Annotated in this window: 18 protein-coding genes; 2 read left to right on the top strand and 16 right to left on the bottom strand. The window is 62.9% G+C overall.

What is annotated here, in order from left to right; all coding sequences use genetic code 11:
* Positions 1 to 2 precede the first annotated feature (2 nt).
* The 14 genes from pheS to DBO85_RS14495 all read right to left on the bottom strand — a co-directional run bounded on the left by pheS (position 3) and on the right by DBO85_RS14495 (position 18,040).
* A complete protein-coding gene (pheS, locus tag DBO85_RS14560) occupies positions 3 to 1,007 on the bottom strand; it encodes a phenylalanine--tRNA ligase subunit alpha (protein ID WP_108107984.1) in 1,005 nt (334 codons plus the stop codon).
* Positions 1,008 to 1,148: 141 nt separating this feature from the next.
* Positions 1,149 to 1,505 carry a 50S ribosomal protein L20 gene (gene rplT, locus DBO85_RS14555; protein ID WP_003243409.1) on the bottom strand — a complete coding sequence of 119 codons (357 nt, stop codon included), beginning with the start codon at positions 1,503 to 1,505 and terminating at the stop codon, positions 1,149 to 1,151.
* A 28-nt stretch (positions 1,506 to 1,533) separates the two neighbouring features.
* A complete protein-coding gene (gene rpmI / locus DBO85_RS14550) occupies positions 1,534 to 1,728 on the bottom strand; it encodes a 50S ribosomal protein L35 (protein WP_108107983.1) in 195 nt (64 codons plus the stop codon).
* A gap of 60 nt (positions 1,729 to 1,788) precedes the next feature.
* Positions 1,789 to 2,340: a translation initiation factor IF-3 gene (infC, locus tag DBO85_RS14545; protein WP_177429789.1), complete on the bottom strand. Its 552-nt coding sequence runs from the start codon at positions 2,338 to 2,340 to the stop codon at positions 1,789 to 1,791.
* The gene (gene thrS / locus DBO85_RS14540; RefSeq protein WP_108107981.1) at positions 2,340 to 4,262 is read right to left on the bottom strand and encodes a threonine--tRNA ligase; all 1,923 of its coding nucleotides are present in this window, start codon (positions 4,260 to 4,262) and stop codon (positions 2,340 to 2,342) included. The genes infC and thrS overlap by 1 nt, the downstream gene beginning before the upstream one ends.
* A gap of 297 nt (positions 4,263 to 4,559) precedes the next feature.
* Positions 4,560 to 4,874, bottom strand: coding sequence for a hypothetical protein (locus tag DBO85_RS14535; protein WP_108107980.1), 315 nt, complete (start codon positions 4,872 to 4,874; stop codon positions 4,560 to 4,562).
* A 95-nt stretch (positions 4,875 to 4,969) separates the two neighbouring features.
* On the bottom strand, positions 4,970 to 6,340 hold the full coding sequence (gene pelG, locus DBO85_RS14530) for an exopolysaccharide Pel transporter PelG (RefSeq protein WP_108107979.1): 1,371 nt from the start codon (positions 6,338 to 6,340) through the stop codon (positions 4,970 to 4,972).
* 2 nt (positions 6,341 to 6,342) lie between these two features.
* Positions 6,343 to 7,869, bottom strand: coding sequence for a GT4 family glycosyltransferase PelF (gene pelF / locus DBO85_RS14525; protein ID WP_108107978.1), 1,527 nt, complete (start codon positions 7,867 to 7,869; stop codon positions 6,343 to 6,345).
* Entirely contained in the window at positions 7,866 to 8,855 is a 990-nt protein-coding gene (locus DBO85_RS14520; protein WP_108107977.1) for a transporter, read from the bottom strand. Before DBO85_RS14520 ends, pelF begins: the two co-directional genes overlap by 4 nt.
* Entirely contained in the window at positions 8,833 to 10,200 is a 1,368-nt protein-coding gene (locus DBO85_RS14515; protein WP_108107976.1) for a PelD GGDEF domain-containing protein, read from the bottom strand. Before DBO85_RS14515 ends, DBO85_RS14520 begins: the two co-directional genes overlap by 23 nt.
* Positions 10,200 to 10,715, bottom strand: a complete 516-nt coding sequence (locus DBO85_RS14510; protein WP_108108367.1) for a penicillin-binding protein activator LpoB — start codon at positions 10,713 to 10,715, stop codon at positions 10,200 to 10,202. The genes DBO85_RS14515 and DBO85_RS14510 overlap by 1 nt, the downstream gene beginning before the upstream one ends.
* Positions 10,716 to 10,739: 24 nt before the next feature.
* Complete coding sequence (locus DBO85_RS14505; protein ID WP_108107975.1) at positions 10,740 to 14,297, bottom strand: tetratricopeptide repeat protein; 3,558 nt, start codon at positions 14,295 to 14,297, stop codon at positions 10,740 to 10,742.
* Positions 14,275 to 17,079: a bifunctional glycoside hydrolase 114/ polysaccharide deacetylase family protein gene (locus DBO85_RS14500; RefSeq protein ID WP_108107974.1), complete on the bottom strand. Its 2,805-nt coding sequence runs from the start codon at positions 17,077 to 17,079 to the stop codon at positions 14,275 to 14,277. The genes DBO85_RS14505 and DBO85_RS14500 overlap by 23 nt, the downstream gene beginning before the upstream one ends.
* Before the next feature lie 28 nt (positions 17,080 to 17,107).
* Positions 17,108 to 18,040: an NAD-dependent epimerase/dehydratase family protein gene (locus DBO85_RS14495; RefSeq protein WP_108108365.1), complete on the bottom strand. Its 933-nt coding sequence runs from the start codon at positions 18,038 to 18,040 to the stop codon at positions 17,108 to 17,110.
* Between the two features lie 354 nt (positions 18,041 to 18,394).
* Between DBO85_RS14495 and dusA the strand changes: the two genes are divergently transcribed.
* Together dusA and tal are read left to right on the top strand one after the other, a co-directional pair.
* Positions 18,395 to 19,381 carry a tRNA dihydrouridine(20/20a) synthase DusA gene (gene dusA / locus DBO85_RS14490; RefSeq protein WP_108107973.1) on the top strand — a complete coding sequence of 329 codons (987 nt, stop codon included), beginning with the start codon at positions 18,395 to 18,397 and terminating at the stop codon, positions 19,379 to 19,381.
* A gap of 114 nt (positions 19,382 to 19,495) precedes the next feature.
* Complete coding sequence (tal, locus tag DBO85_RS14485; protein ID WP_108107972.1) at positions 19,496 to 20,413, top strand: transaldolase; 918 nt, start codon at positions 19,496 to 19,498, stop codon at positions 20,411 to 20,413.
* A gap of 1 nt (position 20,414) precedes the next feature.
* Here the strand turns inward: tal and rssC are convergent, their stop codons facing one another.
* Both rssC and rssB read right to left on the bottom strand, forming a co-directional pair.
* Positions 20,415 to 20,897: an anti-sigma factor antagonist RssC gene (gene rssC, locus DBO85_RS14480; protein WP_108107971.1), complete on the bottom strand. Its 483-nt coding sequence runs from the start codon at positions 20,895 to 20,897 to the stop codon at positions 20,415 to 20,417.
* On the bottom strand, positions 20,894 to 22,078 hold the full coding sequence (gene rssB, locus DBO85_RS14475) for a two-component system response regulator RssB (protein WP_108108364.1): 1,185 nt from the start codon (positions 22,076 to 22,078) through the stop codon (positions 20,894 to 20,896). The genes rssC and rssB overlap by 4 nt, the downstream gene beginning before the upstream one ends.
* Positions 22,079 to 22,168 lie beyond the last annotated feature (90 nt).

The raw sequence follows: 22,168 nt of genomic DNA, 5'->3' as shown, positions 1-22,168 counted from the left end.
TGTTAGCGAAACTGCTCGAGAAAACGCAGATCGTTATCGAAGAAGATGCGCAGGTCATTGACCCCGTAGCGCAGCATGGTCAGCCGCTCGACGCCCATGCCGAAGGCAAAGCCCTGATAGCGCTCCGGATCGATTCCGGACATGCGCAGGACATCGGGATGGACCATGCCGCAGCCCAGAACCTCGAGCCAGGACTGGGACTCCTGATCGCCCTTGCGCACCACGCGGCGAATATCCACCTCGGCCGACGGCTCGGTGAACGGGAAGAACGAGGGACGGAAACGCACCTCGAGCTCCGCCTCGAAGAATGCCCGCAGGAACTGTTCGATGGTGCCCTTGAGGTCAGCAAAGCTGATGCCTTCGTCGATCAGCAGACCTTCGACCTGGTGAAACATCGGCGAGTGGGTCTGATCGGAGTCACAACGATAGACGCGACCTGGGCAGATGATGCGGATCGGCGGCTGACTCGATTCCATGGTGCGCACCTGCACAGGCGAGGTATGCGTGCGCAGCAGCATGTTGGCGTTGAAATAGAAGGTATCGTGCATCGCCCGCGCCGGATGGTGCCCGGGAATGTTGAGCGCCTCGAAGTTGTGGTAGTCGTCCTCGACCTCCGGCCCCTCTGCAACGGTATAACCGATGCGCGCAAAGATCTGCTCGATGCGCTCCAGCGTGCGGGTCAGCGGATGCAGGCCACCCGACTCCTGGCCGCGACCCGGAAGGGTCACATCGATACGCTCGGCGGCCAGCTTCTCGTTCAACGCAGCAGCATCCAGCAGGGACTTGCGCGTATTGAGCGCGTCCTGCACCGAGTTCTTCGCGGTATTGATCAGCGCGCCAGCCTTGGGGCGCTCCTCGGCAGACAACTTGCCCAGGGTCTGCATCAACAGCGTCAACTCGCCCTTCTTGCCCAGGTACTGGACCCGCAGTTGCTCCAGCACGTTGACGTCATCAGTGCCCTGCACTGCCTTGAGCGCCTGGGCGACCAATGCATCCAGATTTTCCATCTACAACCTCCAAAGGCTCTTGCAAAGCCGGCCAACTTGCGAGGCTTTGCAAGTGCCTCTTCAGATACGAAATAGGGGAAGAGCCAAAGGCTCTTCCCCTATCGATTACCAGCACCGGGCGAACCCGGAATTGTCGGGGAATCAGGCCAGAACGGCTTTGGCTTTCTCGACAATTGCAGCAAAGGCTGCTTTTTCGTTCACGGCCAGATCGGCCAGAACCTTGCGATCGATCTCGATGGAAGCCTTTTTCAGACCGGCGATCAGACGGCTGTAGGACAGACCGTTGACACGAGCACCAGCGTTGATACGGGCGATCCACAGAGCGCGGAACTGACGCTTGCGCTGACGACGGTCACGGTAGGCGTACTGGCCTGCCTTGATTACCGCCTGCTTGGCAACACGGAATACGCGCGAACGCGCACCGTAGTAGCCTTTTGCGAGTTTCAGGATTTTCTTGTGACGAGCACGAGCGATAACGCCACGCTTAACACGAGCCATGAGTAATTTCCTCTAAGTCTTGACCGAATTAACGAACGCGCAGCATGCGCTCTACTTTTGCCTTGTCAGACGGGTGCATCAGAGATGTACCACGCAGCTGACGCTTACGCTTGGTAGACATTTTGGTCAGGATGTGGCTCTTGAAAGCGTGTTTGTGCTTGAAGCCGTTCGCTGTCGGCTTGAAGCGCTTCTTGGCGCCGCTCTTGGTTTTCATTTTTGGCATGTTCGGATACTCCGCATTCAATTGATAAACATAACCGCAAGGCCTGCCGTGCCCTGGTGGTTACTTCTTCTTTCTGGGGGCGATGACCATGATCAGCTGGCGTCCTTCCATCTTTGGATGCTGTTCAACGGCGCCGTATTCGGCGAGGTCGGTTTCGACCCGCTTCAACAGCTCCATGCCCAGCTCCTGATGTGCCATCTCTCGGCCGCGGAATCGCAAGGAAACCTTGGCCTTATCCCCCTCTTCAAGGAAACGTACCAGGTTGCGTAGTTTTACCTGGTAATCCCCTTCTTCCGTCCCTGGACGAAACTTGATTTCTTTGATCTGTTGCTGGTGCTGGTTCTTCTTCGCGATGGCAGCCTGCTTCTTCTTCTCGAAGAGGTGCTTGCCGTAGTCCATGATCCGGCACACCGGCGGTACGGCATCAGCAGAGATTTCTACCAGATCCAGCTTGGCCTCTTCGGCCACACGCAGCGCTTCATCAATAGAGACGATGCCAATCTGCTCACCATCCGCCCCGATTAAACGAACCTCGCGGGCCGAGATATTCTCATTGATCGGGGCCTTGGGTGCAGCTCGTTTATCCTGTCTCATTTCACGCTTAATAATGATTACTCCAATTCTTGGCGACTACGCCGGGAAACCGCCTGTGACAGCAAAGCAGCGAACTGATCTAGGGGCATGGAGCCCAGATCGACGCCTTCGCGGGTGCGCACAGCAACGGATCGTGTCTCGACCTCCCGATCTCCGATAACCAGAAGATAGGGAACCTTGAGCAAGGTATGCTCGCGGATTTTAAAGCCGATCTTCTCGTTTCTCAAGTCGACCTTGGCCCGGAAACCCGCTTGAGTGAGGCTTTTCTCTACCGTCTGGGCAAAATCGGCCTGTTTGTCGGTGATATTCATGATCACCGCCTGGGTCGGCGCAAGCCACGCGGGGAAGGCCCCGGCGTAGTGCTCGATGAGCATGCCGATGAAACGCTCGAAGGAACCGAGGATGGCGCGGTGCAACATGACCGGACGCAACCGGCTGTTGTCCTCTGCCACATAACTGGCATCCAGACGTTCGGGAAGGTTCGGATCGTACTGCAGGGTGCCGCACTGCCAATTACGGCCCAGGCAGTCGCGCAGGGTGAATTCGATCTTCGGACCATAGAAGGCGCCCTCGCCCGGCTGGTACTCCCAGGCCAGACCGGACTCGTTGAGGGCTTCGGCCAGCGCGCCCTCGGCGCGATCCCACAGCTCGCCGGAGCCGACCCGCTTGGCCGGGCGGGTCGAGAGCTTCATGGCGATGTCGCTGAAGCCGAAGTCGGCGTAGACCTGCAGGGTCAGCTTGATGAAGTCCGCCGCTTCCTTCTTCACCTGTTCCTCGGTGCAGAAGATGTGCGCGTCATCCTGGGTGAACCCGCGCACGCGCATGATGCCGTGCAGCGCGCCGGACGGCTCGTTACGGTGGCAGGCGCCGAACTCGGCCATGCGCAGCGGCAGGTCACGGTAGGACTTCAGCCCCTGGTTGAAGATCTGCACGTGGCACGGGCAGTTCATCGGCTTCACCGCGTACTCGCGGCTCTCCGACGAAGTGGTGAACATGTTTTCGGCGTAGTTCGACCAGTGGCCGGACTTCTCCCAGAGAATGCGGTCGACCACCTGCGGCGTACGCACTTCCACATAGCCGTTCTCGCGCTGCACCTGGCGCATGTACTGCTCGAGACTCTGATACAGCGTCCAGCCGGCCGGGTGCCAGAACACCATGCCCGGCGCTTCTTCCTGGGTATGGAACAGGTCGAGCTGCTTACCGATGCGGCGGTGGTCGCGCTTCTCGGCCTCCTCGATCCGCTGGATATAGGCTGCCAGCTGTTTCTTGTCAGCCCAGGCGGTGCCGTAGACACGCTGCAGCTGCTCGTTCTTCGAGTCGCCGCGCCAGTACGCACCGGAGATGCGGGTCAGCTTGAACGCCTTGAGGAAGCGGGTGTTCGGCACGTGGGGGCCACGGCACATGTCGACGTATTCTTCGTGGTAGTACAGCCCCATGGCCTGCTCGTCGGGCATATCCTCGACCAGGCGCAGCTTGTAGTCCTCGCCACGCCCACTGAACACCTCGATGACCTCGGCCCGCGGAGTCACCTTCTTGATGACGTCGTAGTCCTTGTCGATCAGCTCTCCCATACGCTTCTCGATCGCCGCCATATCGTCAGGCGTGAAGGGCCGGCCGATGGCAATGTCATAATAGAAGCCGTCCTCGATCACCGGCCCGATGACCATCTTCGCGTCCGGATACAGCTGCTTCACCGCATGCCCAACCAAGTGTGCACAGGAATGGCGGATGATCTCGACGCCCTCCTGATCCTTCGGGGTAATGATCTGCAGAGTGGCATCGGCCTCGATCAGGTCGCAGGCATCGACCAGGCGACCGTCGACCTTTCCGGCGACAGTGGCCTTGGCCAGACCGGCACCGATGGACTGGGCAACTTCAAGAACGCTGACGGGCTGGTCGAAACTACGCTGACTGCCATCGGGAAGAGTAATGGTGGGCATGGCGCCTCCTCTCCTAGTGGTGACCCCTACCAAAGGCCACGTGGGTTGGGATTAGCCAGGAAAGGCTCCGCCGGCCAGCCTGCCTCACGATGGCAGGGCCCTTACGGGCGAACCGGAACAGAACCAAACACTGGATGATCGAGTGTGCTTGAGCGGGCCGAGCGAGCGGAAAAAGGTCGCAGACAGGCATGTTGCGGGCAAAAGCAGCGCGAATCCTAGCACCACGGGAGGGCAAACGGGAACAAATGCTGCCCCAACGAACGCAGGAGCGCTCGTTGGGGACTGTTTAGCAGCAGATCAGTTGGCGCGAGCCGGGGGAATGTTGTTCGGTACGCTGTCGCTGTCTGTGCCACTGCCACTGGTGCGCGAGTCGGTTCCATCGGTACCGGCGCCACTACCTACGCCAGGACTACGCTGCTCTTCGCGACGCTCATGATCGAGGATGCCGTCACCGGTCCCCATGGAACCGTTGCCCACGGCGCCACGATCAACCGGGCCGCTCTGCGACGCGCCAGGCTGGGTGGCCGGGGTATTCGGCGAGGTGCTGTCGGCTGCAACGGCAGCGCCGGACATGAGGCAGAGGCCAAGGGCCAGGCAATTGAGTTTCTTCATGCGTTGTTCTCCTCTGGAGTTTTTTGCTTGCCAGAGGTGGACCACAGCAGACGATCAGAGGTGCGCTCGCAACTGACGAACGCAACTCCGTCGGCTCAGCGATCGAGCATGAAAGTCTCGTATTCCAGATCTTCAAGGGCCGTCGAAAGCCGTAGCAGGCCGAACAGAACACAACAGAACAGCGACACGGTGAACCCGTAGCCGAAGAACGTCGGCCCCAGGTACTGGCTGAGCAGCGTCAGCAAGGTGTTCAGTACCACGAAGAGCACGCACAGCTCGAGCACCACGATGCGCTTGTCCAGGTAGAAAAACACGTTGAGCAGCGCCATGAACACGACCTGAATACTGACCCCGACCAGATCGATATAGAACAGTGGCAGGTAGTAGTGCGACATCCCGAGCATGTCGAGCAGGTTGGGCGCGAAGAGAAACAGCAGCAGCACGGTCAGCCCCTGCACCTTGCAGATCTCCTGCAGACCCTGGCGAATCGACAGGGTCATCTCGTTCTTCAACTGACCGATGTGCTGCAGCGTCTCGCCATCGCGAATCGCGCTGAACAGGCGCTCGTACCATTCGGCGAAGTCGGTCTCGATGCGAACCAGGAACACCGCCATGCCCGGAATAATCGCAAGGTACGCAAGAAAGATCGGCAGGTCGTAGAGCATCGACGCGCGCAACGGGCCGATCACCTGATCGGACGTGGCAGGGTTGAACCAGAAGATGAACTTGTCGACCCAGATACCCAGGTTGTAGCAGAGCCCGGTGGCCAGCAGGCTGAGGAACACCTTGCGCCTGTCGAGGAAGTCGAAGGCGATCAGTCGATCAGAGCCGTACTCGCGCAGGATGTCGTAGAGAAACATGAACAGCAGGCTGGCGTGACCGATCAGCAGCGCCAGCAGCAGCCCTTCCATTCCCCAATGCCGCAGCAGGAAGGCACTCGCGACCATCAGCGAATAGCCGCCGAGCATCACCAGCAGGATGCGGTTGTAGGCCTTCATTCCGGACAGGAAGATGATCACCAGCCACAGATTGCACAGCACCACGAAGTTCGACAGCACCAGCAGCCGGTAGATGAAGGGCTCATCGAACAGCAGCCCGAGGACCACGAACGCCAGCAAGCCTGCGCCGATGGTCACGATCAGCAATATGCCCAGCAGGTTGGGCATGATCATGTCGAAGCGCCGCTCGAACAGCCGGTCCGAGACGAAACGAGTGAAGAACAGCTGCAGGCCGCCGGTGATGATCAGCGAGAACGCCATCAGATAGGTGACGGTCACCAGAAACTGGCGCACCAGTTTGTCCGGCACCACCACGCCGATGCTCAGCAGGCCGATCAGCATCACGCTGATGATCGACAGCACCCAGGGTCCCGAGCTGATCAGCCCGGCATAGACGTAAGCGCGCAGGGTCGATGAGTAGGAGTCGCGCGAGAGGATCTTGCGCAGCTCGAAGCCGATACCAGCCATCTCTAGTTGTTCTCCGTGGCGGCGCGATAAAGATCGCGATAACGCTGCAGCATCAGCGCCTCGCCGTAGTAGCGATGGACTCGCGCCAAGCCTGCGGCCTGGGCCGACTTCCAGCGTTGCGGGTCGCGCAGCAGTTCCAGAATTGCCCGCGCGGTAGCCTGCGGATCGGCAATGGCCACCACCTCCCCTGCCTGCCCCAGCGCCCGATCCTCGGCATCGCCGCCCTCGATCAGCTCGCGACAGGAGCCCACGTCGCTGCTGACCACCGGGGTGCCTGCACACCAGGCCTCGAGAATCACCAGCGGCTGCGCCTCGCTGATCGAGGTCAGGACCATCAGGCCGAGCTTGGGCAAGATGTCCTGGATACGCTGGAAACCGAGAAAGTGCACCTTGCCTTCCAGGCCCAGACTGCTGACCAGGCTATGGCACTCGGCAGCGTAGTCGGCGTCTTCATCTTCCGGCCCGACGATCCAGCCTTCGGCCTCGGGCATGGCACTGATCACGCCGCGCAGTGAGCGAATGAAGGTCTTCACATCCTTGATCGGCACCACCCGACCGATCAACCCGACCACCGGCGCGATACCTTCCGGCCGCGCCGCCAGCACCTCGCTCCAGCGTTGCAGATCGATGCCATTGGGAATCACCCGGGTGCGTGCCGGGTCCGCGCCGTCCTTGATCTGCCGCTGGCGATTGCCGTCGTAGAGCGCAATCACCGGGTCGGCGCTGCCGTACACCAGCAGCCCGATGCGCTCGAAGAAGCGGATCCACAGGGTGCGGATGTAGCCGGTCCCAGTGTCCAGGCTGCTGCTCAGCGCTTCGTCCGGGTTCTCCGCGATCCAGCCGGCCTGGGCCAAGTCGATCTTGCGCTCCTTGGTATAGATGCCATGCTCGCTGAGCACAAAGGAGCAGTTCCACAGGCGTTTCAGGATGCAGCCCATGAGCCCCGCGTAGCCGGTGGATATGGCATGCAGCGAACGCGCGCGCGGCATTCTGCGCGCTGCTGCCGCCAACATCAGCAGCGGCGACTGCATGGTGCGCAGGGTCCAGAAATAATTGATGAACGAAGGATCGCTGCAGTGCCGGCGATAGCCTTCGCTCACCACTTCCCAGGCGGCGCGACTGTGCAGCACGTCGGCCAGCTCGATACGGCCCTCGGCGAAGGCATCCAGCAATGCCTCGCCCACCTGGATATCCGGCTGATCGGGATGATGAAAATAGCGATAGAGATTTTCCAGCACATCGGCCGGCCCCTTGCGCACGGTTCCCTTGGCGGTCACGCCGGTGCTCCAGGATTCCTCGAGAAAGACCTCCTCGATATGCACGACGTTGGCGGGTATCTCGTAGTTGCGGCGCGGATAGGCCTCGCGCTGACCGCCGATGAAGAACACCGAGAAAGTGATCTCCGGCAGGCCCAGGATCATCTGGTTGATCCAGCTGGATACCCCGCCACGCACGTAGGGCCAGGTGCCCTCGAGCAGCAGGCAGACATCGGCGACCGGCACGTCGGGCACCACAACGCGCCTGCTCATAGCCAGTACCTCGCCAGTTCGACGAACGGCGGCCGCTGGCGCACGGCGGCCGGCAACCTGCCGAGCAGCTCGACGACGGCGCGATAGTCTCCCGCCAGAAACGCCACTTCCGCCTGGAACGGCAGCACCTTCTCGGCGTCGAGCCCTGCCCGCTCCGCCCGCCGAAGGCGCTCGCGGGCCTCCTCGAACAACCCCTGCTCCATGGCAATCCGACCGCCGAGCAGATCCAGTTCCGGGTCCTGCTCGCTGTCCTGCGCCAGCTGCACGTGCTCACTGGCCTGGCGCAGCACGTGCTCGAGCACGCTACCCTGTGCCAGGCCCAGATAGGCGAGCTCCCAATACCAGCGCGCGAGACCGGCGTGCAGCGGGCCGTGACGTGCGGGAGGTGCCTCGGCCATTTCCTTCAGCAGATTCTCGATGCGCTGGTTGATGCGACTCTCCTGCTGATCAAGCATCGAATAGGCCAGCAGGCGCACATCATCGGCAGGATCACGCAGGGCCAGCTTGAGAATCGGTATCGACTCGTGTCCGGGCATCCGCCGGGTGGCCAGCAGCGCCGCCAAGCGCTGTTCCGGATCGCTGGCGCGATGCAGTACGTCCTGCAGACCGCCATCACGGAACATCGGCGAGCGGCGCTGCTCCTGGGGGCGAAACGGCAACGCCGGTACGCCCCTCGAGTCCCAGATCTGCTCGTCACGTCGGCGCTGCAGGTACAACGCCGGAAACACGGCCGCCAGCACGCCAATGGCACCCAGCAACGGAATGAAGAACGCCAGGGAGAAAATGAACAGCGGCGACCAGGGCATCGGCGAGCGATAGCGACGCGGCAACAGGCCCCAGACGGCGACCGTCAGCAGCCCACAGGCAATGCCATGCGGCAGGACGCAGTAGAGCAGCCCCTCGGCCATGCTCGGGTTGCGCATCAGACTTGCCCAGCTGCCGGCCTCGAAGGCCAGCGCGCCGCTAAACAGCCACTTGGCGATCATTCAGAGCACACTCGTTGAACAGAAAGTAACGCAAGCCGTCACGCTGACCGGCTGCCAGCAGCTCGTAGTGCAGAACCCGCACGCCGAGCCCGGTCAGCGTCTGCCCCTGACCGAAGCGCTCGGCGAGAAGGTAGTCCAGGCGCGACATGAACCCGCGTCCGCCCTCGGCAGAAGTCAGCGGCATCAGGATCACCAGGCAGTCGTGATCGCGCGCGTTGTGAAGGCGCAGCTGCAGATCCAGACCACGCTGAGTGTCGCTGAGCAGACGCATCAGCTCCTCGTTGGCCACGGTCATTTCGAGCACGAACAGGCTCGCCGGCAGATCGTGCTGCTCGACGTCGATCAACGAGCGCTGCAGTTGCTGGGAAAAACTCTGCGAGTCGGCATCGTCCAGGCGCAGCGCTCCAGGATCACTCTGCAGCATGTCGGCGACATGCCCGGCCAGCAGCGCCAGCAGACTGAGTATCCGCTCGTTGAAGGCGAAGAACGGCATCTGCCGAATCGCCAGTACCGCCAGCAGGCGATCATCGGTGTCGATCAGCGGCACGCAGGCCTGCAGGCTGGAATGACGTCGCTGCTCGCCGCGCTCGAGCAATTCCTCGCGCACGCTGACCAGATCGCCCTTCTCGATGCACAGGCGCACCAGAAGGTCATCCACATCCAGCGCACCCATCTCGCCGACCGTCGCCAGCGGCGCTGCCTGCAGGCTGCCATCCTGGTTCAGCGCATAGAGCCCGGCCACACGCAGCGATCCGTACTGCCCGAGCAGCCCCAGGATCGGATCTGCCAGTGCCGCCAGCGGGTTGCTCGAAGAGCCCAGCTCGCGCATCCGCTCGCGCAGGGTCAGCAACGAACTGCGCAGACTCTGATCGCTACCCGCTACACGCTGCTCGAGACGGTCATGGGATATACGCAGGATGTGATGCGCGCGGGTGAACTCGTCGAGACGGTACTGACGGTACTCGTTGGCCATCTGCAGACGCTGCAGGCGGCGTTCCCAGAGGTCGCGGAACTCACCGACCAGCATGCCGCTGACCAGCACGCCGATGACGTAGGACGCAGGGATTTCCGCGTAGGCCGGCAGTCCCCAACGACGCAGGATGAACAGCATCACCACCAGCATGCCGGCACTCACCAGCCCCCGGACGAACCCGTAGCGCACGCCCAGCAGCAGCGGCGCGAGCAGTGGCCAGGGGAAACCGTTGACCAGCAGCGGGTCCTCCGGCGACAGCCAGAGCCCGAGACCGATGACCATGCCGGTAAGCAGGACGGTTTCCAGCCAGGACACGACGCCGCTGGCGCTTGGCGACAGGCTGTAATCCTTGTGCGGGGACTCGGTGGCCATCATTCGAGCCGCAGGTCGTCGACCAGTTTGCCGAGAACCTTCTGTGCGGTACCCGCCAGGCTTTCCCGCGACCAGCCGGCACGCGCGCCGCTGCTGCTCCACAGCACCCGGCCGGTACTGGGCTCGAGCACGCGCAGGCTGATACCGACGGCAGGCTCGCCATCCAGACCGTTCTTGTACTGCCACTCCTCGACACTGCCGCTGATCACATAGTCGAGCTTCTGTCGACGGGCCCAGTCCAGACCTGCCGCGAGGCGCTCGCGATCATCCAGCAGCGCCATCTCGCCCTGCTGGGCCAGCGGATAGACGCGAGGCTGCAGGCCGCGCTGGCTCAGGACGCTGAGCAGGATCTGCTCACTGCGCTCACCGGCCTGCGGCGTCTGCGAGTAGTTGACCAGCGGAACCAGACCCCACTGCGCTTCGCGCGGCAATTGCGGACTGTCCTTGCCGATGAAGCTGCTGCAGCCGGCGAGCAGAGCCACCAGCCCCAGGGACACCCAACGTATGGATTGCATCATGCTTTCTCCTCTAGAAATTGATCAGCGCCCGAAGCGCAAGCTGTAACTCACGCCCAGCGTCCCGCCCGCCTCGCCGTCGCCACCTTGTGGTGCCGATTGATAGCCGACGGTAAAGGCCAGTTCGTCATCACCGAGCACTTCCAGACCCAGCCCGGTGCTGACGCCGTAATTGAAGGTACTGTCGGTCCATTGCCAGCCAGCCAGTACATCGACCAGCCAGGTGTACTGCCCGCGCGTGCGATTGAGCGCACCGGGAAAGCCGCGTCGCCAGGAGCTGCCCAGATACAGCTGGCCGTATTCTTCCTGCAGCAGATCCGCGGCCACTGCCTCGTCTGCGCGCAGCGGCCCGCCAGCCAGACTCGGCAGGTCGGTCAGTAGCGCACTTCCGAGGGCGTTGTCCTGGTAGTCGACGCCAGTGCGCAGCACCCAGGTCGGCCCCTCGAACTGCATCACGTGGTTCAGCTCGACGCCGTAGGCGAAACCGTCTCCCAGCGAGTCGCCGTAGCGGGTGGAATAGCGCCTGCGCGCCGCCGACCAGGCGAGCTGGTCACGGGCGGTGAAGTTGTGGCGACCCGCTACCCAGAGGGCGTCCTGGCTACCCAACGCACGCATCAGGCCGCTGTTGATGCTCTCGCGCTGCCAGTCGAGGCCGACTTCCAGCTCGTTGCGTGAATCCAGCGTCCAGAGCCTCGATACGCCGAGACCATGACGGTCCTGGTCGCTGCGCAAACTGCTGTCGACGCTCAGCTGCAGGCTGCCATCGGCCAGATCGCGGCGTAGCTCGAGCAACGCCGAGGTCTCTCGACCGAGCGCCGCCGAATCCAGTAGCGCGGAGTCGTATCGACCATTGGCCAGATCCAGGCTGGCGTACCAGTCATTGCCCATATAGCGCGCCACGGTCAGTTGCGGGCCGTCGAGATCCAGGCCACCGAAGTCCTGCTGCTGCCAGGCCAGGCGAATGCCCTGGGGGCTACGCTCGTGCATTTCCAGCGCCTGGCGCCAGAGCTGCTCGCGCACCGCCTGCGGCTGGCCGCTACCCAGACTGGAAAGCGCCTCGCCCAGCGCCTGACCGCCCTCGCCCAGACGGCGCAAGGCCTCGACCCGCTGCGCCGGATCCATCTCGCGTGACGCCAGCATCTGCTCCAGGGTTGCCCTGTTCCAGCTGCGCAAAGCCTCCTGAATGCGGTCGTAACGCTCGACCTGCAACCCGCGGCCACGGGCCCAAGCCAGCCAGGCGTCCTTCTGCGCTTCCTGATTGGTCGCATCGAGCTGGTCCATCAGCCGGTCGAACCACAGCTGCAGCATGGCGGGTGAGCCATCCTGCCATTTCAGTGCGGTGCGGCTGGCGGCCTGGTGGGAATGGCTGCTGGCAAGCATCCGCAGCCAGGTGCCATAGCGCTGCGGCGCGTCCTCCCCTGGCGTCTTGCGGAAGCTGCCAACCAGCACCCGACGCAGGCGCTGTGCCTGCTCGAAGCGCCCGGAAGCCTCGAGCGCATCGGCATAGGCAGCCTGGATCAGCCAGTCCCGTGCATTGCCCTGCAGGTAACGGCGATACCAGGCAAGCGCCTCATCATGCCGCCCGAGCATCTGGCTGGCGGCGGCGAACGGCAACCAGAGGCGGCTATCGCGTCTGGCCTGTGCCCGCCACTGTTCCAGCAACAGCGGCAATTCGGCCGTGCGGCCCTGATCGACGAACAGCCACAGCAGTCGCTCGCGGAACTGACTGTCTGCGGGGAAACGCGCAAGGCCCTGGCGATAGATGCGCTCCGCGTCGCTCAGGCGGCCCTCGTGCTGCGCCAGGGTGCCCTGGGCCAGCAGCACCGCCGCCAGCCGCGCGGTGGCCGGTGTGGCCAGGGCGTCCTGCACCAGTTGCCGGAACAGCGTCCAGTCGTCCAACTGCTCGGCCAGCGGCAGCGCTTCGAGCAGGCGTTGCGGATCGCCGGTTCGCTGCCAGCTGGCGACCAGCATGTCCAGCGCCCTGCGCGGCTGCAGCGGACGATAGAGGGCGATCAGCTGGCTCTCTTCGGCGAACGTCAGGCTGATCTTGCGCGCAACCATCTGCTCGTAGGCGAACAGCAGCTCATCATCACGCTCCAGCTCCCAGGCCAGTCCTGCGCGTACCCGCCAGTAATCGGGGTCGTCGATGTCGCTGGCATCGACGTCCAGTACCTCCCAGGCACTGCTCGGATCGAAGAGTTTCCAGTGGATTTCGGCCCAGTCGACGCGCTCGGCAATGCTCAACGGGAAATGCTTCGCCAGCGCCGCCCAGGTCTGCGCTTCAGCCTGGTACTGCTGGGTATTCTCCAGATTCTGCAACAGGCGCAACCAGGCCAGTCGGTGCTGCGGATAGCTACGCAGATAATCGCGCAACCACAGCTCGGCCTGCTCGGGCGTACCACGCGACTCGTGGGCGTAGATCAGCGCGTCCAGCTCCAGATCGCTGAGCCGACGATGCACCGTCAGTCCCGTCAGCAGCGGAATGCCACGATCGAAGTCGAACAGCTGCAGGGCCAGGCGCCAGGCGTGCTCCTGGGCTTTCGGGTCCGCACGCAGCTCCAGGTAGCGCACCCAATAGCCGAGCGCCTCATCGTTGTGGCCGCCCCATTCACCCAGCTGCGCCATCTGCTGCAGCAGATCGGCGTCCTGCGGACGCTCCGCCAGCAGCAGCTGACCAACCTCCCAGGCACCCTGGATATCACCGAAGGCCAGATGCAGCCGGAACTCCGCCTGCAGGGCATTGGGATTGCTCGGTTGGGCGGCACGCCACAGGTGCACGATGCGCTCAGCCAGATCGAAACGCCGGCTACCCATGGCCACCTGGACGCCTGACTCGAGCCAGGCAGGGTCAAGCTCCAGCTGATTGAGACGCTCAAGCTCGTCAGCCAGCAGCAGCGAGGCACGCTCGCCCTGCCCTGCGGCCAGCAGTCCGGCATAGGCCTGTTGCAGGTAATGCAGGCGCTCTTCCGGACGCTCGCTGGCCAGCATCAGCTCGTAATAGACCGCTCCCGCGTCGGCCGGACGATTGCCCGCCAGATACCAGCGTCCTGCCTCCTGCAGGTGCTCGCGGCGCGCATCTGGCTCGCGCTGGGCGAGCTCCAGATAGACGTCCGCGGCAAGGCCTGGCAGCGACAGCACCAGCGCATGACGAGCCAGGCGTTTGAGTTGTTCGAGCGGCAGCTTGCTGCGGTCGAAGGCGAGCATCTGCTGGCGCGCGGACTGCAGCATTTCTTCGGTACCGCCGTGAAGGGCAGTCAGCGCATCGATCTCCAACTGGTAGTAGCCAGCCAGCAGCGGGTCCGGCTGCTGCCAGTCGAGCAGATGGCGACGTGCCCGCGCATACTCGCTGAGATCGATGAGCAGCTGGATCAGCTCCTGACGCAGTCCGACATCTTCGGGGTGGGCGGCCAGAAGCAGTTCGGCATAGTTGGCCGAGACGGCATCCGGGCGCTGTCCGTCGGGCAGGAAGACCTCTTCGCCGTGATAGGTCAAAAGGAGCAGGCCGGCCACTGCCGCGGCGGCAAGGATCAGCGTCCAGGGCTTGAGCAGACGGACCGACTTAGTTGCAGAGGAGTCGCGCATCGCTCACCTGCTTCAAAGGAATGTCGAAGTGCCAGAGACCGGCGCTCTGGCGACCGGCAAATCGCCGGCCCTGGGCCTCGATGCGACAGGCAGTGGCCGAGCGCACCGACAGCTGCAGAGGAAATTCGCCAGCGAAGGAAAACTGCACCCGCTGCGCATCCAGATACCGCCACTGTTGCAGCGGTAGGTTGGCCTGCTCCAGCGCCGGGCGCGGATCGCGGGTCTGCCGCAGCGCCAGCAGGGCACGCTCACCGCTCAGATGCACGTAACGGCCCTGCGGCAGATCGCGCACACCGGCAACGCCTTCGGAGCGCGCCAGGTCCGGCCAGCCCAGAGCAGGGTCCAGACGCAAGGTACGCAGGCCCTGCAGCGAACGAATCTGCCAGTCGCCATCCGGAGTGCGCGCAAGACTGGCGTGATACAGACCGCGCACCCGCTCAAGGTAATCACTCATCCACAGCGACATCGGCTGCTGGTCGAGGATGTGCCGATAGATGTCGGCCATGACCTTGATCGACGCCTGTTTGGTGCCGGCATAGAAGTGGTAGTAGAGATGCAGCCCGCGCAGGCGTCGTGGCTGGTCGGTCAACTCGAAGGTCTCGATAACGCCGCGGAAGCCGTAGTAAGGGCCCTGCCAGAGATTGGTGTAGACGTTCTCGTTGATGATCGGCGCGTAGATCTGCAAGCCACCTTCGGTGGGTCGCAGCAGCGGGTACAGTCCGGTCAGCGAGGGGTTGGCCCGGGTCAGCGCGGTCACCCCGCCGTTGACGTTGGGCAAGCCTGCTTCGTAGGCCATGCGGATGGTGGCGGCGTCGGGCAAGGCATCACCGGACCAGAAGATCATCTTCACCGGCTTCTGCGCTGTGGTCAGACGCTGATTGATGTAGTCGCGGGTGCCGACGATTTCGCGCTCGAAGTCGACCTGGTCATAGCCCGGGATGGCCATCTTGAAACCGTAGTCGGCCTTGAAGCCCTCGCGCTGGCTGACCTTCTCCGGCTGCCAGAAGAACGGATGACTGAAAGTGTGACTGGCGACCTCGACGCGCGGATGAGCAAAGATTTTCCGCGCGATGGGTTCGAGCTCCCGCGCAAGGTGCGGGAACATGCCGCGCGGACCGACCTCGCCCTCCACCACCGAGATCGAACTGAGCAGCGGATAGGGCTCGATGAACTCATCCAGCACCAGTTGCCCCGAATAGGGCGTGCCCGGCACCTCCGCGCGCGAGGGGAAACCGTCGCCATCGACATGCACGGTAGCGATCCGCCGCCCGTTCTCGGTGGTGGTATCCGGTGCCGGCAGCGGCGGCAGGCGCAAGGCACGCTGGACGAAGGCGAAAGGATCGAGAATCCAACGGCGGTTTTCCGCGCTCTCCTCGAACACGTAAGGCGCCAGCGCCATGCCGCCCCACTCTCCCAGGGCAACCGGGACCAGTTGCTCACCGGAGTCACTGACCAGGGTCAGCGCAGCCTGCGGGCCGCCTTTCAGCACCGAAACGTCGAGCAGTCCGCGTGAGCGAACCACCAGCGGTGCCTCGAAAGCACCCAGCAACGCTGCATCATGATCCACCAGCTGCAGCCCCGGACGGACCGGGCCGTCGCCGCGTTTCAGACCAATACGCTGTAGTAACGCCGAATTCTCCACCGGGAGTCCGGCCATGAATGCCAACGGCACGCCCTCCTCCAGGCGTGCCCCAAGCCAGGCGTCGAATGGCTGACTATCCAGTGGCGCGCCGCTGGTCATCCAGACCACGACGCCGGCGTAGAGGCCCAAAGCCCGGCCGCGAGGAAGGGCGTCCGCCGCCAGGTAGTCGACCCGATAACCGAGATACTCCAGCAGCCCGCCCAGATGCACATGACCGGGACTTTCCGGAACATCGCCTTCACGCGGGTCATAGAGCAGGGCGATACGGCGCGGTTGCACCTCGACCGCGCCAACGCCGAGATAGTCCAGCTCCGGCGTGCTGATGAAAGGCAGATAGCCCTCCGCCAGCAGTTGCCGGGCCAGCTTGCGTGCCTCGGGACGCTGTTTCGGCGGCAGATATTCGATCGCCACTATCGGCAGACCGCGCTCTTGCAGCGGCTTCAGCTGGGCTTCCAGCCACTGCCGGTCGGCGGCGGGCACCTCACGATACTCACCGCGCTGGGCATCCCAGCCCGCATGAATCGACTCGACCGCCACCGCTGCGGCGACCTGATCGAGTTCGGGCAGCACTTCGAAGCCCCGATTGAAGAACAGCGCAAGCTCTGGATAGCGCGTCTTTAGCTCACGCAGCAACGAGATCAACGCATCCCGCTGAGCCGGGCGCTGTGCCTCGGGCAACAGCATGAAACTGTCGAGCGTATCGAGGAACAGACCGCGGTAGCCCTGATCACGCAGCATGCCTGCACGCGTCAGCAGATGCTCACGCCAGGCAGGGGCGGCCAGATCCATGACCTGGCTGTCCCAGGCCTCGTTGCGCATCGCTGTAGCCGCCTCCGCCGACAGATCTGCCTGGCCAGCCTGATGGCTATCGATCTCGCCGATGGAAAGATAGGCGAACGGCCTGGCGCCCTGCCGTGCGAGGAAGGAGACATCGGCAGCGGCCAGATGACCCGTTTCGAGCACTACCCAGTCAAACTGGGCAAGCTCTTCGAGCGGCGGCTGCTCGGCATACCAGAAGGCGACACTGGATGGTCGCGAGGTATCGGCGCGAGCAAAGGAAGCCAGCAACAGTCCTAGCAGCACCACGCTGAGCACATGCCCAGCCCAGCGTCCGTGCCGGTGGCGAAAACCGCTAACCATCGAATTACCTTCCTTGCCAATTACACCTTCAGAAGGATGCGATCAGCGCCTGCAATCCGTCTTTCAACGAAGTGGGTTGGGTCAGCTGGAAACGCTCCAGCAAACGGCTGTTATCGGCCAGCGAATGACGGATGTCACCCGCACGCGAGCCCTCGTGAGTCACTACCGGCAAACCGCCGCACAGCTGACCTACGCATTCGAGCAAAAGATTGAGGCTGGTGGAGCGTCCAAGACCGAGATTGACCGCACCGGCGAGGACGGCAGGTGCCTCCAGCGCCTGCGCGAGGACTGCCACCAGATCCGCCACATAGACGAAATCGCGGGTCTGCTCGCCATCGCCGAACACCTTGATCGGCACGCCCTTCAGCGCACGCTCGACGAAGATGCTGATGACGCCTGAGTATGGCGACGACGGATCCTGGCGCGGACCGAAGATATTGAAGAAGCGGAAGATGGCCGGCTCCAGGCCGTGCTGGCGGGCATAGAAATCGAGCAAATGCTCGCTGGCCAGCTTGTCGATCGCATAAGGCGTCAGGGGCGCTTTCGGCGTCTCCTCGGCAATCGCCTGCCCCTCGCCGTTCTGCCCGTACACCGCGGCGCTTGACGCGAACACGACTCGGCGCACGCCATGCCTACGCATGCTGTCGCACAGATTCAGGGTACCGATGAAGTTGGCCTGGTGAGTGCCCAGCGGGTCTTCCACCGACGCCTGTACCGAAGCGACTGCGGCCAGATGCGCCACGCCGGCGCAGCCGTTGACGGCAGCATCGACGCAAGCGGCGTCGGCAACATCACCCTGGATGAACTGCAGGCGGGGGTTGTCCAGCGCAAGATTGCTCTTCTTGCCAGTGGACAGGTTATCCAGAACACGAACAGCGCAACCACGCGACAACAGCAGATCGACCAGGTGCGAGCCGATGAAACCGGCACCACCCGTTACCAGAATGGGGACATCAGACACGTTGAAAACCCACTTGAAGAAAACGACTTGAAAATTCAGAAACCAGGGCAGTTGCTGCCAAAAGACTCGCCTCATGCGACTCTGAAACACTGCATCCGTGCCCGACCGTCAAATAATCGCCTACACCCAAACGCGATGTCAATATGATAGCAGTATCACAAAATCGCTCGCAACATTTCGTCAAAAAGTGCTCGCCGGCCCGCTCCGGATGACTCGCAGTTACCCCTAGCTGTATAGCGAAGCCTCCTGACATACACAGCCGCCGATTGTCGAAAACCCTCACCAGTGGTCACAAATACCGACCCCATCGGACTGCATGTACAATGCCGTCCCTTTTCCCGAACCATCCAGATAATGCTCAATCGCCCGCCAAAACCGGATCGCCGCTTCTCCGTCGCGCCGATGATGGACTGGACTGACCGTCATTGTCGGTTCTTCCTCCGCCAGCTGTCGCGCCATGCCCTGCTCTACACCGAGATGGTCACCACCGGCGCGCTGCTGCACGGGGACACACAGCGCTTTCTACGTCATCACGAAATCGAGCACCCGCTGGCTCTGCAACTGGGCGGCAGCCGACCGGCCGACCTGGCCGCCTGCGCGCGGCTCGGCGAGCAGGCCGGTTACGACGAGATCAATCTGAATGTCGGCTGCCCGAGCGACCGGGTACAGAACAACATGATCGGTGCCTGCCTGATGGCACATCCGCAACTGGTAGCGGATTGCGTCAAGGCGATGCGCGATGCGGTGGCTATCGAGGTGACGGTCAAGCACCGCATCGGCATAAACGGGCATGACAGCTACGCGCAGCTGTGCGATTTCGTGGGACTTGTCAGCGAGGCGGGTTGCCGCAGCTTCACCGTGCACGCGCGGATTGCGATCCTCGAGGGCCTGTCGCCCAAGGAAAACCGCGAGGTGCCGCCTCTGCGCTACGAAGTGGCGGCGCAACTGAAGCAGGACTTCCCGGACCTGCAGTTCATCCTCAACGGTGGCATACGTACGCTCGGTGAGTGCACCGAGCATCTGCAAACCTTCGATGGGGTGATGCTGGGCCGCGAGGCCTATCACAACCCCTACCTGCTCGCAGGCGTGGACCGCACCCTGTTCGGCTGCAGCACTGAGCCGCTCTCTCGCGCCGACGCCCTAAGGCGCATGCTGCCTTATATAGAGGCGCACCTGGCCGAAGGCGGCGCCATGCATCACATCACCCGGCATGTTCTGGGGCTGGGACAGGGCTTCCCTGGGGCGCGCCGCTTCCGCCAACTGCTGTCCGTCGACGTGCACCAGACCCAAAAACCGCTCGGCCTGCTCGAGCAGGCAATCGCACTACTCGAAGGTCGCTGACGGGAACGTCCGAACGTGCTCTGCATCAAAGCCTTGCGCTCCGAGCAGCGCGGCCGTTGAGCGGCCCCGCGCGCTCGGGTAAGGTCGAGCCATTGCCCAGAACAGAGCCCTCCCATGTCCAAACTGCAGCAGCTCAAGCAGCACACCACCGTGGTTGCCGACAGCGGCGATCTTGACGCCATCGCCCGCCACACGCCGGTCGACGCCACCACCAACCCTTCCCTGCTACTCAAGGCCGCCGCCTTGCCGCGCTATGCCGAGCTGATCGAACAGGCCGTCGCCGACGCCGGCAGCGATATCAGCCTGGTCTGTGACCGTTTTGCGGTTGCGGTCGGTAGCGAAATTCTCAAGATCATTCCTGGGCGAATCTCCACCGAGGTGGACGCGCGCCTGTCCTTCGACACCCAGGCCACCCTGGCCCGTGCCGAGCGCCTGATCGGTCTCTACGAGCAGGCCGGCATCGGCCGTGATCGGGTGCTGATCAAGATCGCCTCGACCTGGGAAGGCATCCGTGCGGCGGAACAGCTGGAGAAGGCCGGCATCCAGACCAACCTCACCCTGCTGTTTTCGTTCGCCCAGGCGGTGGCCTGTGCCGAAGCCGGCTGCTTCCTCATCTCCCCCTTCGTGGGGCGCATCTACGACTGGTACAAGAAGAACGAAGGGCGCGAGTTCAGCGCCAGCGAAGACCCCGGCGTGCAATCGGTCACGCGGATCTACAACTACTACAAGGCTCACGGCTACCCGACAGTGGTGATGGGTGCAAGCTTCCGCAATCTGGGGCAGATCGAGCAACTGGCCGGCTGTGATCGCCTGACCATCAGTCCGGATCTGCTGCAGCAGCTGGGCCAGGACGAAGGCACGCTCAGTCGTGTGCTGGCACCAGGAGCGGGTAGCGAGGCCCGCGTGCATCTGGAAGAGAAGGATTTCCGCTGGCAGATGAACGAGGACGCCATGGCCACCGAGAAGCTGGCGGAAGGCATCCGTCTGTTTGCCCGCGATCAGGAAAAGCTTGAGGCTTTGCTGCGACGCTGAATCAGCTGCGCTCCAGCGCGCTGACCAGGTCATGGAAGGCTTCGCGGTTGCTCTCGTTGAGGCTCATCAGAATCCGGTGGGCTTCGAGCACCTTGTCCCTCACCACCGCTTCACTCTCATCCTGTGAAGGCAGGTCGGTGAGACAGTCGGCGCAAGGGACCGGACTGTTGACGATATTGAACACCTGATCGAAGCCCATCGATTGCAGCAACCGGGTGATATCGGCATTGGTGGTCACCAGTGTCGGTAACAGGCCGACCTTCTGTCGCGACAGAATCGACAACTTGGCCAACAGCCCCAGCGTGGTGCTGTCGATGCTGCGTGTTTCGGTGAGATCAATGACGATGGCGCTGAAATTCAGGGCGCTGAAGATCTTCTCGATGGTCGAGTCCAGCGCAGAGCAAAGCGTCAGCCGCACTTCGCCGATGAACTTGAGGACGAAGGTGCCGCCCATTTCCGCGAACTGGATCTTACCGCTACTCATGCAAGGTTCCTGCTCAACACCAGCAATGCGATGTCATCGGGCATGTCGGATAGTGCTGCCAGCCCAAGCACCTGACGCAGACCGTCCAGGGTACCGCCGGCTTCCACCACCATGCGCGGAAGTATCGCTTCCTTTTCTTTGAGGGTTTCGCCCGGCAAAAGGTCCAGTATGCCGTCGGACAGCAAGGTCAGGCTGAAGGCCTCGGGCAGTGGCAACTCATGGTCTTCGTAGCTGGCCTCATCGAACAGGCCTACCGGCAGCCCACGTCCCTCCAGGTACCGGGCGTCACCGTCGGCAAACAGAACCGGCAGCGGCAAGTGCCCACCGATACTGTAGGTCAGCACACCGCGCTGCTCATCTATTACCCCGCCAAGCATGGTCACGTGTTTGCCCAGCTTGCAGTTGATCAGCCCGCGGTTGATGTGGCCGAGCACCTCCGACGGATTGAAGTCCGGCAGGCTGCCACCTTTGCGCGACTCGTACAGCAGGCGGGTGGTCATGAACTTGAGCAGCACGGTGACGAAAGCCGAAGAAGCGCCGTGACCGGATACGTCGGCGAGGTAGAAGCCCACGCGGTGGTCGTCGATACGAAAGTAGTCGACGAAGTCGCCAGACAGATAAAGCGAGGGAATGATCTTGTGAGCGAAATGCAGGTCGCCCACCGTCCAGGGCGTAACCGGCAGCATGTTCATCTGCACCTGGCGCCCGGCGGTCTGGTCTTCGCGCAGCAGGTCCAGGCTGGTCTGCAGCTCGCGATTGGCCACCTCGAGCTTTTCGCGATAACGGGTGTTTTCCAGCCGCAGCCGCGAACGGTCCAACGCCCTGTTCACCGAATGCTCGAGTACCGCCAGATCTTCCAGGGGCTTGATCAGATAGTCGGCCGCGCCCAGACGCAGAGCCTCGACCACATCGGACATGACACCGGCGCCGGACATGACGATCACCGGAAGGTCGGCGTCTACCGCGGCAACCCGTCGTATCAGCTCCAGCCCGTCGACCTGGGGCATGCGCAGATCACAGATGACCAGCTGCGGCTGGTCGGTCTCGAAACAGCGTAGCCCTTCAGCGCCGTTACCCGCCTGCAGCACCGTGAACCCACTATCTTCCAGATAGGCCGCGACACTTGCACGCACGACCTCATCGTCATCAATGATCAGCAACTTGGCACGGGTGTTGTGCATGGGATACCGGAAAATCGGCGCCTTGAGGCGTTGCTCGCCCTCGATCAATCCGAGCGCGGGGACTGGGTTTCATTCAAGGCGCAGACGGTA

Origin of the sequence: Pseudomonas mangrovi (assembly GCF_003052585.1) — a bacterium.
Lineage (GTDB): Bacteria > Pseudomonadota > Gammaproteobacteria > Pseudomonadales > Pseudomonadaceae > Aquipseudomonas > Aquipseudomonas mangrovi.
The sequence above is the reverse complement of the archived record's forward strand: the minus strand, read 5'-3'. Positions and strand labels throughout refer to the sequence as shown.